Source organism: Halomonas sp. 18071143 (assembly GCF_019211725.1).
Lineage (GTDB): Bacteria > Pseudomonadota > Gammaproteobacteria > Pseudomonadales > Halomonadaceae > Vreelandella > Vreelandella stevensii.
This window is the reverse complement of record NZ_CP078120.1, coordinates 3,183,378-3,199,192: the sequence shown is the minus strand read 5'-3', so window position 1 is coordinate 3,199,192 and position 15,815 is coordinate 3,183,378. Positions and strand designations below refer to the sequence as shown.

Annotated in this window: 14 protein-coding genes and 1 pseudogene; 3 read left to right on the top strand and 12 right to left on the bottom strand. The window is 59.8% G+C overall.

Going from position 1 to position 15,815, the window contains the following annotated elements; genetic code table 11:
• Window positions 1-50: 50 nt before the first annotated feature.
• The 5 genes from KVY02_RS15030 to KVY02_RS15010 all read right to left on the bottom strand — a co-directional run bounded on the left by KVY02_RS15030 (window position 51) and on the right by KVY02_RS15010 (window position 5,044).
• Window positions 51-1,472, bottom strand: a complete 1,422-nt coding sequence (locus KVY02_RS15030) for an FAD-dependent oxidoreductase (protein WP_218313844.1) — start codon at window positions 1,470-1,472, stop codon at window positions 51-53.
• Window positions 1,472-2,419 carry a polysaccharide deacetylase family protein gene (locus tag KVY02_RS15025; protein ID WP_256357513.1) on the bottom strand — a complete coding sequence of 316 codons (948 nt, stop codon included), beginning with the start codon at window positions 2,417-2,419 and terminating at the stop codon, window positions 1,472-1,474. The genes KVY02_RS15030 and KVY02_RS15025 overlap by 1 nt, the downstream gene beginning before the upstream one ends.
• Before the next feature lie 4 nt (window positions 2,420-2,423).
• On the bottom strand, window positions 2,424-3,377 hold the full coding sequence (locus tag KVY02_RS15020; protein ID WP_218313843.1) for a polysaccharide deacetylase family protein: 954 nt from the start codon (window positions 3,375-3,377) through the stop codon (window positions 2,424-2,426).
• A gap of 15 nt (window positions 3,378-3,392) precedes the next feature.
• Entirely contained in the window at window positions 3,393-4,058 is a 666-nt protein-coding gene (locus KVY02_RS15015; RefSeq protein ID WP_218313842.1) for an isochorismatase family protein, read from the bottom strand.
• 68 nt (window positions 4,059-4,126) lie between these two features.
• Window positions 4,127-5,044, bottom strand: coding sequence for an isocitrate lyase/PEP mutase family protein (locus KVY02_RS15010; protein WP_096922121.1), 918 nt, complete (start codon window positions 5,042-5,044; stop codon window positions 4,127-4,129).
• A 96-nt stretch (window positions 5,045-5,140) separates the two neighbouring features.
• Here KVY02_RS15010 and KVY02_RS15005 point away from each other — a divergent pair, with 96 nt between their 5' ends.
• A complete protein-coding gene (locus tag KVY02_RS15005; RefSeq protein WP_256357512.1) occupies window positions 5,141-5,350 on the top strand; it encodes a TRAP transporter large permease subunit in 210 nt (69 codons plus the stop codon).
• 87 nt (window positions 5,351-5,437) lie between these two features.
• Here KVY02_RS15005 and zigA read toward each other — a convergent pair whose 3' ends face one another.
• The 6 genes and pseudogenes from zigA to KVY02_RS14975 form a co-directional block, all read right to left on the bottom strand.
• Window positions 5,438-6,664 (bottom strand): zinc metallochaperone GTPase ZigA, encoded by a 1,227-nt coding sequence (zigA, locus tag KVY02_RS15000; protein WP_218313841.1) that lies wholly within the window; start codon window positions 6,662-6,664, stop codon window positions 5,438-5,440.
• A gap of 97 nt (window positions 6,665-6,761) precedes the next feature.
• Window positions 6,762-7,037, bottom strand: coding sequence for a TIGR03643 family protein (locus KVY02_RS14995; protein WP_016914964.1), 276 nt, complete (start codon window positions 7,035-7,037; stop codon window positions 6,762-6,764).
• Window positions 7,038-7,078: 41 nt separating this feature from the next.
• Window positions 7,079-7,726 (bottom strand): class I SAM-dependent methyltransferase, encoded by a 648-nt coding sequence (locus KVY02_RS14990; RefSeq protein WP_218313840.1) that lies wholly within the window; start codon window positions 7,724-7,726, stop codon window positions 7,079-7,081.
• 182 nt (window positions 7,727-7,908) lie between these two features.
• Complete coding sequence (locus KVY02_RS18390) at window positions 7,909-8,277, bottom strand: hypothetical protein (RefSeq protein WP_256357511.1); 369 nt, start codon at window positions 8,275-8,277, stop codon at window positions 7,909-7,911.
• Window positions 8,271-9,631: pseudogene (locus KVY02_RS14980) on the bottom strand (IS1380 family transposase). The gene KVY02_RS18390 and the pseudogene KVY02_RS14980 overlap by 7 nt, the downstream one beginning before the upstream one ends.
• A 29-nt stretch (window positions 9,632-9,660) precedes the next feature.
• Entirely contained in the window at window positions 9,661-9,960 is a 300-nt protein-coding gene (locus tag KVY02_RS14975; protein WP_256357510.1) for a helix-turn-helix domain-containing protein, read from the bottom strand.
• Between the two features lie 478 nt (window positions 9,961-10,438).
• On the opposite strand from KVY02_RS14975, the gene KVY02_RS14970 reads away from it, so the two are divergent.
• The gene (locus tag KVY02_RS14970) at window positions 10,439-13,246 is read left to right on the top strand and encodes a putative bifunctional diguanylate cyclase/phosphodiesterase (protein WP_256357509.1); all 2,808 of its coding nucleotides are present in this window, start codon (window positions 10,439-10,441) and stop codon (window positions 13,244-13,246) included.
• Here KVY02_RS14970 and KVY02_RS14965 read toward each other — a convergent pair.
• The gene (locus tag KVY02_RS14965) at window positions 13,239-14,198 is read right to left on the bottom strand and encodes a helix-turn-helix domain-containing protein (RefSeq protein WP_081195196.1); all 960 of its coding nucleotides are present in this window, start codon (window positions 14,196-14,198) and stop codon (window positions 13,239-13,241) included. The genes KVY02_RS14970 and KVY02_RS14965 overlap by 8 nt on opposite strands.
• A gap of 212 nt (window positions 14,199-14,410) precedes the next feature.
• Here KVY02_RS14965 and KVY02_RS14960 point away from each other — a divergent pair, with 212 nt between their 5' ends.
• Entirely contained in the window at window positions 14,411-15,814 is a 1,404-nt protein-coding gene (locus KVY02_RS14960; protein WP_016914958.1) for an ethanolamine ammonia-lyase subunit EutB, read from the top strand.
• Window position 15,815: the final 1 nt, after the last annotated feature.

The following is a 15,815-nucleotide window of genomic DNA, read 5'->3' as shown; positions in this document are numbered from 1 at the left end:
ATTAAGCACACCACCTGACCATGGGGTGGTGTGCTACCAATCTATGAATATCAAGGAAGCGCGGCAGAACTGAGCTTCAAGTGCAACAGCTCGGCGGCGCTTTTGCCTGCTACCGCTCCCAGCACCACGGCGCTCAGCAGCCCGTTGCCGGACAGGTAGCCGCTGTCGTTGGAGCCCGACACCCCGCGCGCCGCGCCGCCTGCGGCAAACAGGTTGGGCAGCGCTTGGCCCTGGGTATCGAGCACGCGGGCCTTGCGGTTCACTTCCAGGCCGCCCTGGGTATGGAACAGCGCCCCGGTGACGCGAATGGCGTAGTAGGGTGCTTTCAGCAGGTTGGCAGGTTCGAAGCGGCGGCCAAATGCATCGGCCGTTTGCTGCTCGGCATGCTGCTGCATCTGGGTGAAGGTGGCTTGCAGTGCGCCCAGGGGGAGCTTCAGGCCCGTGGCCATCTCTTCCAGGTTTGAGAAACTGCGTACCGCGCCGCTCTCCTCGGCATTACGATAATCTTCGAACGCCTGCGCAGACTCATGAATGCGCGCGTCATACAGGTTCCAGGCCACTTGCTCCGGCTGCGCCAGCACCTTGGCCGCCTGTTCGGAGTAGCCGCCATGCTCATTGGAAAAGCGCTCGCCCTTGATATTGACCTGAATACCCCCTTGCATCATCAGCGCCCAGCTGATCAGCGTTTGGTGCGGCGTGGCGAGGGAGCCATGGCCCTGGCAGGCGCCCAGATCCTTGGTGCTCGCGCCCATTGCCTGGCCCCATAGCAAGGCATCGCCCTGGTTGCCTTCGTGGCCGTAATAGAGTGCGTGTTTCAGCGTGGGCAGGTAGCGCTCGACCAGCTCAGGGTTACCGCCATAGCCGTTGCAGGCCAGAATCAGCGCGTCGCAACCAATGCTTTCGCGGCTGCCGTCTGGGCGCTCCAGGGTGACGCCACGCACGCGCTGGGAGCTGTCCACGTGCAGATCCACTACCTGGGCCTGGGTCAGGATGTCGATCCCTGCGGCTTCGGCGGCGTTGAGCAGCGCGCCCATCAGCTCTTCCCCGGTGCGCCGAGGCGTGGCGTGCATGCGCAGGTGGCGGTGGCCAGGGTAGAGAAAGCCTTCCACCAGTTCGAAAGGCACACCGTGCCGGTCTGCCAGCCACTCGATGGTGGAGCCGGACTGGCTGGCCAGCAGGTCGACAATGGCCGGGTCCGCCTCGAAGCCATTCTTCTTTTGAATATCTTCTGCCATGGCCTCGGCGGAGTCGGTGACGCCCAGCTCATGCTGAAAGCGCGTATTGGCGGCAGGGATAAAGCCCGACGACATCGTCGTACTACCACGGGGCAGGGCATCGCGCTCCAGTACCGCCAGCTCGATACCCGCTTCCTGTGCTGCCAGGGCGGCCACCAGCCCGCAGGCGCCCGCACCGATGATCAGCAGTGGCAGGTGGGCATCAAAACCACCGGGTGAATAAGGAAGTATCGCCATTACGCTTGCTCCTCAGCTTGGTGGAAGGCATCCAGAATCTCGCCCGCCGGGGCCTGCCATACGTCGGCATGCCCGCTGATGTGTGCCAGCACGTCTTCCAGGCAGGCGATGCGGTGAGGTTGGCCCACCAGCCAGGGGTGCAGGTTCAGCGCAAACAGCCGCCCACCCTGTTCCCGGGACTCTTCCAGCAGGAAGTCGAAGGCGTCCTTTACCTGCGTCGCCCATGAGTCTTCCGAGTGCAGGTTCTGGCTCATCACGAACTGATCTTCGATCTCGGTGGCCAGCGGCATCATGGTCAAGTGGCCGGTGTGGGTGGCACAGGCATAAGGCAGGTCGTCGTTCACCCAGTCGGCGCAGTACTCGATGCCATTTTCTGCCAGCAGGTCCAGGGTGTTGAAGCTCTGGTGCTTGGCGGGGCTGAGCCAGCCGCGTACCGGTTGGCCGGTCACCCGCCGCAGGGTGTCTACGGAGCGCTGGACCAGCTCGGCCTCTTCTTCAATGGGCTGGCCGCCGTAGTGCAGGTGGTCCATGTTCCAGCCGTGGGCAATGAACTCGCCGCCGTGCTCTTTCAAGCGCTGCACCAGATAGGGCGTCTGCTCCGCCAACTGGGCGTTGATCGCAAAGGTCGGTGTGATGTTGTGCGCGGCCAGCGCTTTCAGCACACGATAGATACCCACGCGGTTGCCGTAATCCCGCAGCGAGAAGTGGCGCAGGTCCGGGTAGGGCATGGTCATACCGTTGGGCACCTTGAACGGTACGCCGCGCTGGTCGAGCGGGTAGCACTGCAGCGATATGTTGATCCACACCGCCAATGTCTTGCCGCCGGGCCAGGTAATGGGGGCGCGCTCGCCCAGCATCGACCACTCAAAACGCTCGTGGTCGTAGCCGTGGCGGCGCAAGGGGTAAACGAGATAGTCGTCGTTGAGCGCCATGTCGTTGGATGCCATAGGGTTAGCCCTCCCTGCGTGCGGTGGCGGCCTGGGCCTGGATGCTGTCGAGGGCGGCATCGTAATAGTGGGCCAGGTAGTAATCGGCAATCTCGCGGCCCGTGGCGACCCACACATCCGGGTGGCCGGTGATGTACTCCAGCGCTTCTTCGAATGCCTTGATGCGGTGGGGGCAGCTCACCTGATAGTTGTGGGTGGGAATGCACATCACCGTGCCGGACTCTGCGCCCTCCAGGTACAGGCGGTCAAAGTGGCGCTTGAGCATGGTGGCGTACTGGCGCGGCTCGACCTTGTTCACCGCGTAGACGATGGTGTCGTTCATCTCCAGCGAGTAGGGCATCGAGATGAACCGCTTGCCGGAACGCACGCTGACCGGCGTGGGTTGGTCATCGTGGAACAGGTCGCAGGTGTAAACACCGCCTTGCTCGCCGAATAGCTCCTCGCCCACTTCGGCAAACAGGTCCAGGGTGCGCTCCGAATGGGAGAGCGCAGGCGCCAGATACCCGGCGCAGGCCTGGCCAGTGTGGCGATGGATGGTCTCCATGCTGTCGCGGATCATCGCCCGCTCCTGGGCTTCGCTCAGTCCATAGGTGTAGCGGGTGTTGTAGATGCCGTGGCTGAAGAACTCCCAGTCGCGCTCCTGGCACATCTGGATGATTTCGGGATGATGCTCGCAGAGTGCCGTGGATAGCGATACCGAGCCGCGGATGCCGTACTTGTCCAGCAGGGCCATTTGGCGTTGGTGGCCCACCCGGTTGCCGTAGTCGCGAATGCTGTAGCCGGGCACCGACGGGTGGGGGTGCGGCCACGGCTTGCGGCTCGGGTTCTGCGGCGGGTCGATCTCGTAATACTCGATATTGGGGGCCACCCAGAAGGCTACCTTTGCGCCGCCGGGCCAGGTGATTTTCGGGCGCTGGTCGTAGGCCCAGTAGTCGTAAACGCCAAGTGACTCTTTCATCGTGGGCTCCTCGCCTTATGCATCGCCCTCGAGCCACGCCAGCACGTCAGCCACGGGCATGACATCGGCGTACTTGAGGTGCAGGTCGGTCAGGTTGGCGTAGTGGTAGCTCTCGTGCTTGTCGGCCACGCACTCCATGGGCACGATGGTGCGATAGCCTCGGGAGAGGCTCTCCACGGCGGTGGCGCGGATACAGCCCGACGTGGAGCCACCGGTGATGATCACCGTGTCGACCTGGTGCCATACCAGCAGTGACTGCAGCGGCGTTTCAAAAAATGCCGAGGGCATGCGCTTGGTGTAGATCACGTCGCGGCTGCGGTCGATCTCGCAGCGCTCGTCGAACTCGGCGCGCTCGGAGCCGTACTTGATGTTTTGCAGCGAGTCGGGGGTGTCGGTACGGATGCCCCACACGCCCGCATCTTCGGCGGAGTCCAGAAAGGCAACATGGGTCCAGACCACCGGCCAGCCCTTCTCCCGAAAGCCACGCGCCAACTGGTTCGTATACTCCAGCTGTTTGGGGTCGGTTTCGTAGGCGGTCTTGAAGAGGTCGGTGCGGGTGTAGGCCTTTTGCGGGTCCACATTGACCAGCACCGCTTTCTTGCCAAAGCCGAAGGGCACTCGCTGCGGGTTGGCCATGACCTCGTGAAAGATCTCTTTTGCCGTTTTGTCGGTGGTCTGCATTATCGTCTCCTGAATCGTTATTGGTTGGCGGCACGGGTCACTAATCGCAACGTACCGATGAACGAGCGCTAGCGATTGTCGTACTGTTCGCCCAGCTCCAGCATCGCCTGGGTGCCCAGGTAGTCGTTGAGCTGTTTGAAATCGAGCATCTGCCCGCGAAACGCATCGGTGGTGCCATCCTCTTTCAGCGTGGCAAAAAAGCGGCTGGCCATGTGGGTGATGGCCCGGACCAGGGCGCCTGGGAAAATCACCATCGAAAAGCCCAGTGCTTCCAGGGCTTTGGCATTTTTCAGCGGGGTGTCGCCGCCTTCCACCATGTTGGCCATGATGGGCACCTTGCCTTTGAACTGTGCCATGATCTTGCCGATATCTTCGTCGCTGCGAATGCCTTCGATGAACAGCATGTCGACGCCCGCTTCATAGTAGGCCTGGGCGCGCTCGATGGCGCTGTCGGTGCCTTCGACACCCAGTGCGTCGGTACGGCCGATGATCAGCGTACTGTCGCTTTCCCGAGCGTCCAATGCGGCATGCAATTTGCCGACCATTTCACCTTTGGAGACCAGCGTTTTGCCACGCAGGTGGCCGCAGCGTTTAGGATAGGTCTGGTCTTCCAGCTGAATGGCATTGGCGCCTGCGCGCTCCAGCAAACGTACGCTGCGCATGACGTTCATGGCGTTGCCGAAGCCGGTATCGCAGTCCACCACCACCGAAAGCTGCGTGCGCTCGCGAATGTGCGACATGGCGGTGCAAATTTCGGTAATACTGAGCAGGCCAATGTCTGGGCGGCCCAACTGGGTGTAGGCCAGGCTGGCACCCGACAGGTAGACGGTGTCGAAGCCTGCTTGCTCGGCAAGCGATGCGCCGAGGGCATCGAAGACGCCGGGGGCCACGACGATCCTGCTGTCGTTCAAGTGCTGCTTCAGTTGGGCTGGCTGGTGCGCCAGGGAAGAGGAAGCCTGATGGGAAATATTGTGTTGGCGTGTCATAGCGGTCTCGTCATGTGGGGGGCGGGTTGCGCCAGCGCCAGGTCATTCCAGACATCCTGGCGGGTAATCAGTCCATCGGTTAATTCGAAGCGGTCAATGAAGCGCACGCTGGCGCTGGAGATCAGCTTCTCGACACCGCCGCTTGGGCTGTTGCTGTTCGTGATGAAAGGCGTGGCGCCAGCGGGGACGACCATGCGCGAAATCTACTCGGCGGCAATCCCTTATATTCTCTGTTCGATGCTGCTGGTTGCCGTGCTGATCGTGTTTCCGGGGCTGGCGACCTGGCTACCCAGCATGTTGCAGTGAACGATATTAGGGGGGCGTAGGAACATCGCAAAAGAGAGGCCGCTGCCTCTCTTTTGCTTTGGATGACGTTGGGTGGGCGGCGTGTGCTTATTCCCAGGCAGGGAAGGGGTCCGGGAGCTGCTTCCACGCTTCCATGCCTTCCAGCAACTCTGCTTCGCTCAGCAGGCACTCATCCAGCGCAGCACGCATGCGGGATTGATCCATGTTCTGGCCAATGAACACCAGCTCCTGGCGCATGTCGCCAAACGGCTCTTGCCATTTCTCCAGGATGAACTGGCGGTATTCCGGGTCTTCCGGCCAGTTGGCTTCCGGGATGGCCTTCCAGAACACCCCAGCGGGGCCGTGATGGGCAATGCCGCCTGCCTGGCTCCACTGGCCCGCGTAGCGGGGGCGAGTGGCCAGCCAGAAAAAGCCTTTGGAGCGCAGCAGACCCTTGCCGAACCACTCGGCATTCAGCAGGTCGTGAAATTTTTGCGGGTGGAAGGGGCGGCGGGCGTGGTAGGCGAAGCTGCCAATGCCGTACTCTTCGGTTTCCGGCACGTGCTCTCCGCGCATCTCCTTGAGCCAGCCGGGCGCCTGCTGGGCGCGCTCGAAATCGAACTTGCCGGTATCCAGCACCTTGTCCAGCGGGACGCCGCCCTGGGTGATGGGCACCAGCTCGGCCTCCGGGTTGAGCGAGCACAGGATCGCTTTCAGTGACGCCAGTTCGGTCTCACTGATCAAGTCCGTCTTGCTGATCAGCAGCACATCGCAAAACTCGATCTGGTCCACCAGCAGGTCGGCGACGTTGCGCTCATCGTCCTCGCCCAGGCTTTCTCCTGCCTCGGCCAGGCTCTGCGCTTCCTGGTACTGAGCCAGGAAGTTGGCGCCATCGACCACGGTGACCAGCGTGTCCAGTCTTGCGACCTGGGAAAGGCTCTGGCCGCTTTCGTCTTCGAAGGTAAAGGTTTCTGCCACGGGCAGCGGCTCGGAGATGCCGGTGGACTCGATGACCAGGTAATCGAATTTGCCCTCGCGAGCCAGTTGGCTCACCTCTACCAGCAGATCTTCGCGTAGCGTGCAGCAGATGCAGCCGTTGCTCATTTCGACCAGCCGCTCTTCCGAACGATTCAGTGCGACGTCACTGTCCAGCATCGGCTCGCCGGGGCCGCCGCGTACCAGTGCACCATCGATATTGACCTCGCTCATGTCGTTGACGATCACCGCCACGCGACGACCCTCGCGATTGGCGAGAATATGATTGAGCACGGTGGTTTTCCCCGCGCCCAGAAAGCCGGAAAGCACGGTCACGGGTAAAGGAGCGAACGCAGACATTGCCAGTACCTCTAAACGGGTTTATGTTATGTGATAATATAACATTTATTTGCCGATGAAAACGATACCTTGAATACTGGCTGATCAGGACGTGAGCTTACCGCTTGTATTGGGTTGGGCAGTAACCGCGCAGAACCTCTGGGGAGCGCAGTGCAGCATGCTTGGTGGTTCTACCTGATACCCGTTGGCGCCATAGGCGAAAAGAGGTCGGTTTGAGCTGGTGACGCATGATGGCGATCACCTCAGGCTCGCCTAGCCCGAACAGTGATGCAATGGCTTCGAAAGGAGTACGATCCTCCCAAGCCATCTCGATGATGCGAGACTGCTCGTCGAGTGGCAAACGATGAAAGCGTTTTACAGCAGCATGGGGCATGGCGGGGTCAATGGCGCAAAGAGTGGTACGTTCATTGTACGCTATGAGCAACTTGTATTGGTACTGTCTGGTTTGTCTTTGGCTGCCAGCAGGGCTCGAAAAAGCCCGTTCATCAGCACTGGCCGATCATGACGAATCCGAAAACCTGCCTGCGTCAGCAGTGGGGTTGCTTGGCGAGTGATGTCGGTAGCGATAAAAGAGGTCAGCAGATTCAACGCCCGTCGCCCCCTTCCCGCTGCGTGGGTGTCAGGCTGAAACTTGTCCAGGACGCACAGCTGCCCGCCGGGCTTCAAGACGCGAAACGCTTCTGCCAGCCCTTTTTCGGGTTGGGGCATGACCGCCAGGATCAGATGCATGACCACCACATCGAAATGCCCCTCGGCATACTCCAGCGCCGCAGCATCCATGATCTTGCACAGCACGTCGCGCTGGTGGCGGCTGGCCCTGGCATCGGCGCGCTTCAACATGGCGGGCGTTACATCGGTCAGGTGCACTTCCAGCTCGCGGGGGAGAAAGGGAAGATCGAGCCCCGTCCCGGCTCCCACCACCAATACGCGCATGCCTGGCTCCCAATCCACGTGGCTCAGCGCCACCTGGCGCGGTTTGCGCAGTGCTCGTGAGATCAGAACGTCATAAACAGGTGCATACAGGCTATAGCGCAGGCGATTCCAGGCAGTGGTATTCAGCATGAGCGTGACCTTTTGATGCGCATTGAATAGACGAACGTGTTGGCGCGGAAGGCATAGACACCTATAGCATGAATATCGCATGGCTACCAAGCCGTACGATTGAATTCCGGACACGGTTTGGATTTATTTTGTTACCAATGGATACACTTTGCGGTGATGTTACGTGGTGCGGCGGGGGACGATCACTCACCCAGGGAAGCCTGTTGCTGTAAGCGGTGGGCAAGACTTTCGGTAATGTCCAGGATCAGCTGTCGATCTTGTTGCTTTAATGGCGCTAATAAGAGTTTGATGCGTTGCGTCTGGTCATCAATATCCTGAATCCGTGAAGCCGGCGCCGACACTTTCCCTATCACCGCCAGCGAGCACTTTTTGATCATTCGCCCCGTGCAAGTTGGCTTTCGCAAGCCCGTTATTGCCAAAACCCACCGTGCTGATCGGTGCTGACGGCCCGTTTTGTCATGCCTTTCCACCCGCCAGGCACGACATATCTGGCGATCGCGTGTCGCCTGGAACTGCTTGTGGATAGAGTGTCGCCGATTGACGGTCAGCATGGCGTTCCTCGTGGATAACGCAGTCGGCTCCGCAGCGTCTTGAGCACCGTCATGCGCCCGATATCCTGCCCGACGTCGAGGATGATCTGCCGTGCCTTGTGAATCACGAGAGCCGCACGGTGCACCAACTCTTGTAGCACGGTGCGCAGCCGGCGCCGCTTGGCCGGGTGGCGAACCGGGCTCAGCTCGCCGGTCATGCCTAGCTGTCCCATCAGGCGCAGGATGTTGTAGGCCAACTGGGCGAGATGCAGGATCAGATCGTTGGTGGCGAACTTGCCGGACGGCAAGCGCTCCAGGTCGAGATCGGTCTTGATCTCGCTGTGAAACTGCTCATGGGTGGCATGCGCCTGGTAGCGCTTGATCACCGCCTCCGGCGCCTCGTCCAGGCTGGTCCACCAGCCTTCCAACTCATAGTCCGGTTCGAGCAGCAACTACCATCGCGATCGGCGGTGCGCTCTACCAGGCGCATCACGCGTTGGACGACGTATTCGGTCTTGTTGTCGTCGTGGATCGAGACGGTCTGCGTCCACAGCGCCTGGCGCTTGCCAGGACGCAGCTCTTCCCAGTAGTCCGCCGCCACCGCCAGCCAGGTATCTCGATCAGCCGTGGCCGAGCCGCGCGGGTTCCATTTGACGACATAGTCGAGCCGGCGCCCCTCGTCGGCAAAGACCTGGCGTTGCTGTTCGAGAAGCGCCAGGTGCGCCTGGCTGTCGAAGCCGCTGTCCTCGCGTAACAGGATCGGTTGCCTGGTCAGGCATTGGGCGCGAGGCAGTACCCGCTCCAGGAAGGCGTTGCTCTCCTTCATGGTGTGCTGCTTGCCAGGCCGCAGTTCCAGACCCAGGCACCACCCTTCGTTGCCCAGATAGGCGGCGATCGGGGTGTAGCCATCGACCTTCTGGTAGGTCCGCGAGACGCCTTCCTTCTTCGAGTTGCTGTTGTCCATGACGAAGGTGTCGATGTCCAGGCAGACGTGCGTCGTCTCGGCGGTGATCGGTGCTTCGATCAGTGACAGCAGGGTCGTGGACCAGGTGGCGGTGCGTGCCTGCAGGTCGTTGGCGGCAAGTTTCTCCAGCCGCTGTCGCAACGTCGCCGCGCTCGGCACCTTCTGCAGGGTCAGCAGTTGTTGGAAGGGCTTGTCGCGGCGGAAGTTCTCGACAGCCTCATAGTCGCTCATGCCCAGACACAGCAGGCCCAGGTAGCTCTTGATCACGTCACTGGTGCGCATGCCCAGCGTGGTGGGGAAGCGGCCGTCGATGCTGTCGACGCCAGCGATCTCGAAGCATTGCCCGATGATGGACAGCCCGGCGTGGCTGGTGAGGGTGCGGCGACTGGCGCGGAACTTTATGTTGGGCATGGCACTGTCTGGGTGAATGGCGATAATGGCTATATTGCCATGCAGGTCAGTGGGTTAGAAGTGCTTCCGAGGGCCGGTCTCACGGATTCAGGAATATGTACACTGGCTTCTCCGAGTAATTCTGCGGCTTCACAATTGAATATCTCGGCTAATTCAAGTAAGCGTACAATGTTGGGTATGACCCGGCCTCTCTCGATGCGAGATACTGCTTCGTTGCCTACACCCAACCGCTCGGCAACCTCCTCCTGAGTGAGTTGACAACGTACTCGCTGTTTGGCGATGGCGCGACCAATATTCCCAGCTAGCCGTTCCTGTTCAAGTTTATTCACACTTTCCTCCATATAGCCCTGAATGGTTGGGGAACGGCCTATTGACATGAAGGACTGTTTGGGTTGAATATCATCCTAATAGGTTGAGTTGAGATAAAGCCTGGAGTGTTTTTTTTACGTTCCAGCCAAGGGGTAGCGTTCAGAGGGTTAACTTTTTTTAAATTGTTCATTTAATTTAAATGTGGATGTGAGTGAGGGAGTGTGAAGTGAGTTTCATTAGGTTTTAATGCTCCGTTATAAAGTGTGTTTGAGATTTTTTGATAAGAGTGTTGTTGGGTGTATTAAGCCAAATAAGGCATAGGCAACGATTGAGCCGCATCAGGAATCGAAACAAGGTAGCGAACTCGTTAAGTGGTTCGCTGTTCATACCACCACTGTATGGCTTAGGGATGATCACACAGCGGTCAATAGGGCTTATTAAAAAAGCATCTGGCTTGCCATCGTGGCTGACCTATAGAACCCGAAGGCGCTAAATATCATGGCTTCCACGACGGCTCCAGAAATTTTTCAGCAACTCGCCGCCAGCTTGACGCGTGTCAGCCAGGGTGATTTTTTTTGTCACGTTGCTGAGTCCCTTGCTGCTCTGCTCGATATCGACCATGTCATGATTGCGCGTATCGAGCCTCGCAAGAAAAGAGCGCTGCCACTGGCCACATGGTCGTGCAGCGGCTTTGTCGATGCGCCGAGTTACGATTTGAAGCATACCCCGTGTGCCCAAGTGTCGTCAGACACCTGTTTCCACATGCCATCCCAGGTAGCTGCCCGCTTTCCTCATGACCCCAAGCTGGCGGTGTATGATGCCGAAGGTTATCTTGGCGTGCCCATGTCGGACGCATCTGGGCAGTGTCAGGGCATCATTGCCATGATGCACTCGGCCCCTCTCGAATTGCCTGACTATGCCACTGAAGTGCTGCGTATCGTGGCTTCCCTGGCAGGGTTCGAGTTGTCTCGACGTCAGGTTGGCGCGAGAGCCGATGAACAAATCGCCAGCAAGCAGCGTGCCCTGAGGCTGTTGAATCGCGTCAACGAAGCACGTTTTCACGCCACGGACGAGCAGGGGTTGCTCCAGGCAGCCTGCCGAGCCATGGTCGAAGTCGGTGGCTACAGTGCTGCCTGGGTGCACGAGCGCCCGCCGTCGTTTGCCCAATGTGAGCTGGGGCCGGTCACGGCCAGCGTTGATGAAGAAAGTGGCGACCTGGCGTGGTTGAGCCCCAGGCAGATGTTGATCGAAGGGGGCAGCCGTGCCCTGGCGCTGACGGCGCTGGAAACCCAAGAAGCCGTGGTCTGGGCCCCGTCGCTGGCGGGTGAATATCCTGAACAGGCCTTCATGCTACGAGAGCTTGGTGTCAATGCCTTCGTTGCACTGCCGCTGATCTACCGAGGGCAACGGCTGGGTGTCATGTGCCTTTACCAGGCAGAAAATGCGACGATCACCACAAGAGAGCTGCGGCTATTGAGTGAGCTGGCTGACGATGTTGCCTTCGGGGTCGACAACCTCTTGCATCGGCGATCCGAAGCGCGTATCCAGCACGCAGTGGCACAGGTGGCGACAGCCGTTTCGGCTCAGCATGGGCAGGCCTTTCTGACCCAACTGACGGATCACATGGCCAATGCGTTGGCGGCCGAAGTAGGCTTCATTGCCACGCTAGATGAGCGTGACCCCAATCTCGCCAACGTCTTGTCGCTGTTCGTGAACGGTCAGCCACAGGCACCTTTCAGCTACCATCTGGACGGGGTGCCGTGTCAGGATGTGCTCATCGAGCAGGAGTGCGTCGTTCTTGAAGGAGCAGGTATCCGCTTGCCCAAGGAAGCCAACGGCGCATTGGAATGGGTCAATGCTTATGTGGGGCGTCGGCTGGACGATGTCGAAGGACGGCCCGTGGGCATCATCGGGGTCATGTTCAAGGCACCTTTGGAAGATGCCCATATCGTCTGCACCGTGCTGCAAATCTTCGCGGCGCGGGCTGCCTCTGAGTTGGGACGTCAAAAAGATGAAGCGCGCATTCGACAGCTGGCATTCTGCGATGCCGATACCCAGCTCCCCAATCGGGCAGACTTCATTCAGCACCTTGAAGAGCGCGTGATTCGCAAGACGGACTCTCGATTTGCATTGCTGCTCCTGGATCTCAACCACTTCAAGGAGATCAATGACACTGCCGGACATGACATCGGAGACCTGGTGTTGAAGGAAGTCGCCCAACGCTTTCGTCAAGCATTGCCTGCCGGCGAGTATCTGGCGAGGCTGGGCGGAGATGAGTTTGTCGTGGTGTGCGACAACGCCAACGACAAAGGTCGTGCCTTGATCACCGCCGAGCGGTTATGCAACAGTTTAGAGACTCCCGTTGTTATAGAGCAGCACTCTTGCGAGCTGTCGGTTAGCGCAGGGATTTCGCTCTATCCGGTACATGGGCAAACAGCGCAGGCACTATTAAAGCATGCGGATATCGCCATGTACCAAGCGAAGCGTCACAAGCTCCCCGCGCGCACCTTCGAACACTGGATGGGCCGCGCCGTGGCCGATCAGCTACGTATTGCCAAGCGTCTGGCAGTGGCGTTGTCCAACCACTCTCTTTACCTGCACTTTCAGCCTCAGGTCGACATGCGTACCGGCGAACTGATCGGTGCCGAGGCGCTTTGTCGCTGGTGGGACGATGAGCTGGGAGAGGTGTCGCCCAGTCAGTTCGTGCCCATTGCGGAAGACAGAGGCATGATCGTGGCGCTAGGCAACTGTGTCATCGAACAGGCGTGCCAGCAGTTGGCTGCCTGGCAGCGTCAAGGGTGCCAATTGAGCGGCCAGCTCTCCATCAATATTGCCGCAGACCAGTTTGAAGATAGCGAACTGGTGGCCACCTTACTGAATAGTTGCCGACAGCATAGTATCGCCCCCGACCAGCTGAGCGTCGAGATCACGGAAAGTGGCATCATGACTCACCCTGAGGACGCCATTGCAACCACCGAGATCTTGAAGGGTCATGGCCTGGGTTTATCCATCGACGATTTTGGTACGGGCTATTCGTCGTTGGCTTACCTGAAACGGTTTGCCGCCGACCGCATCAAGATCGATATTTCGTTCATCCGGGACATGCTGGTCAGTGACAGTGATCGCACCATCGTGGCGACGATCATTGCCATGGCCGATACATTGGGGCTGCAAACCATTGCCGAGGGGATCGAGTGTCAGGCCCAGGTAGATGCGCTGCTGGAAATGGGCTGTTATCAGGCGCAAGGCTATTTTTATGATCGGCCGCTCGACCCGCAGCAGTTTGCCGAACGCTGGCTCAAGTGATGCGACCTGCCAAGGGAGTACGCAGCGTATCCGATGGGCACTCGCCAAATTGACGCCGATAGTCGTGGGCAAACTGCCCCAGATGGCAAAACCCCCAGTACGTGGCGATCTCGGTGACCGTCTGGGGCGGCTCGGCGGCGCGCAGGGCACGGCGCACATGGTTCAACCGCGATAAGCGCAAGAATTGCAGGGGGCTGATCCCCAGAATGGAGGTAAAGCTGTATTGCAGCGTGCGTCGGCTGACATGGGCCAGATCGCATAGCGCTTCCATGGTCACGGGGCCTTCGAGATGCGCTTCCACGTAGCGTTTGACGCTGTCTACCACCGCTTTCCGATGCGCGTAGCTGGGGGGCAGTTCTTCATTGGGTTGCCAGGTGCCCAACAGCTCCAACAGGCCCATCATGACGATGTCCTGGTGCAGCCGTTCGGCAACGGGGGCACCTTGTTCTCCCAGTAGCCGCTCCAGAACGAACATCAAGGCGTGCCGTGTCGATGGGTGAACCATGCGTCTTGGTTCCCGCCGCCAGCGTTCATCCAAAGCAATACCCTGCTGCTGAGCGGCGGCGTAGAGTGCAGGCAGTCGCACGACCAGCCCGTAGATATCGAAGTGGCCAGGGGTCACCAGCTCGAAGGCCTGGCCACCCGGGCGGCACATGATCTGGTTGCCTGCCAAGGATTGACCGTTGATGCGTGAGCCTTGGGGGCGAACGGGGATTCCCAGCCACAGCGAATCCTCCCACACCTGGCAATCCTGGCGCAGCGCCTGCTCGGTATGCTCCTTGAAGAGCTGGACGGCGGGCAGCGCGATTTCATCCAGCCGCCCGTAAAAGCGGCCTGGGCTGAGCTGGTCGTACTGCTGCTGCCAGTGCGTCAGGTTCTGGGCGTGTTCGTCGGCATCGCAGGCTTTTCGTGTGCACTTTTGTGGTGCGTTATTCGACAACGTCATTTCCATGACCTGCTCCTGAAGGTGTCGCCATGTGGCTGTTCTGCGATGGGGCTTCGGGCAAGGCTTTGTTTTCGTTTGTTTTTCGAGCCTTTCAGGTGGTTTGCCAAAACTCGATACTCCCCGTTAAGTGATAGCGCTATTGTGACAACAAGCAAGTTTTGTTCCGTTTGTAAGCATGAAACAGCACCGCCCAATACGAGGCAGGGCAGGAGAGGCCTATGGCGCACTATCACTCGACGGTGGGCAGCCGCCATTATCGATTCAAGGGGCTGGCCGAACTGATGGCCAAAGCTACGCCGCCGCGTTCGGGAGATCGACTGGCCGGCGTCATGGCAGACACTGCCGAAGAGCGGGTGGTGGCCCAGATGGTACTGGCGGAGCTGCCGCTCACGACCTTCTTGAACGAAGCGCTGATTCCCTACGAGCAGGATGAAATCACTCGCCTGATCATCGATGACCACGATGCCCAGGCCTTTGCACCGCTGCAGCATCTCACCGTGGGCGACTTCCGCAACTGGCTGCTCTCTGATCACGCCACCAGCGAGGCCCTGGCCGCTGCCCGCCCCGGCATCACACCGGAAATGGCCGCAGCAGTGAGTAAGCTGATGCGCAACCAGGACCTGATGCTGGTGGCGAAGAAGTGTCAGGTTACCACGGCGTTTCGTAACACCATCGGCCTGCCGGGGCGGCTTTCCACTCGCCTGCAGCCCAATCACCCCACCGATGACGTGACCGGTATCGCGGCCAGCATTCTCGATGGCCTGCTGTATGGCAGTGGCGACGCGGTGATCGGCATCAACCCCGCCACCGATAACGTCGCCCAAAGCATCAAGCTGATGCGCCTGATGGATGAGGTGATTCAGAAATACGAGATTCCCACCCAATCCTGCGTGCTCACTCACGTCACCAATACCCTGGAAGCCATCGAGCAGGGCGCGCCGGTGGATCTGGTGTTTCAATCCATCGGCGGCACCGAAGCCACCAACCGCAGCTTCGGGTTCGATTTGAGCACCCTGGCCGAAGCCGAAGCCGCCGCACAAACGCTGAACAGAGGCAGCGTAGGTCGCAACGTGATGTATTTCGAAACCGGCCAGGGCAGCTCGCTCTCGGCCGACGCCCATCACGGGCTGGACCAGCAAACCTGCGAAGCCCGCGCCTACGCCGTGGCGCGCAAGTTCAACCCGCTGCTGGTCAATACGGTGGTCGGGTTCATCGGCCCTGAGTATCTGTACGACGGCAAGGAGATCACCCGTGCGGGGCTCGAGGATCACTTCTGCGGCAAGCTGTTGGGCGTGCCGATGGGGTGTGACGTGTGCTACACCAACCATGCCAACGCCGATCAGAACGATATGGATAACCTGCTGACGCTGCTGGGCGTGGCGGGCTGCAATTTCGTGATGGGTATCCCCGGCTCCGACGACATCATGCTCAACTATCAAACCACCTCGTTTCACGACGCACTCTATGCCCGCCGGGTGCTGGGGCTGAAAGCCGCGCCGGAGTTCGAACAGTGGCTGGCCAGGATGCAGATCTTCCAGGATGTGAGCACCCATCGCCTGAACGACCAGCTTCCCGCTGCCTTTGCCAACAGCCTGCGTCACTTGCCGAAAGGGAGCGACTAAG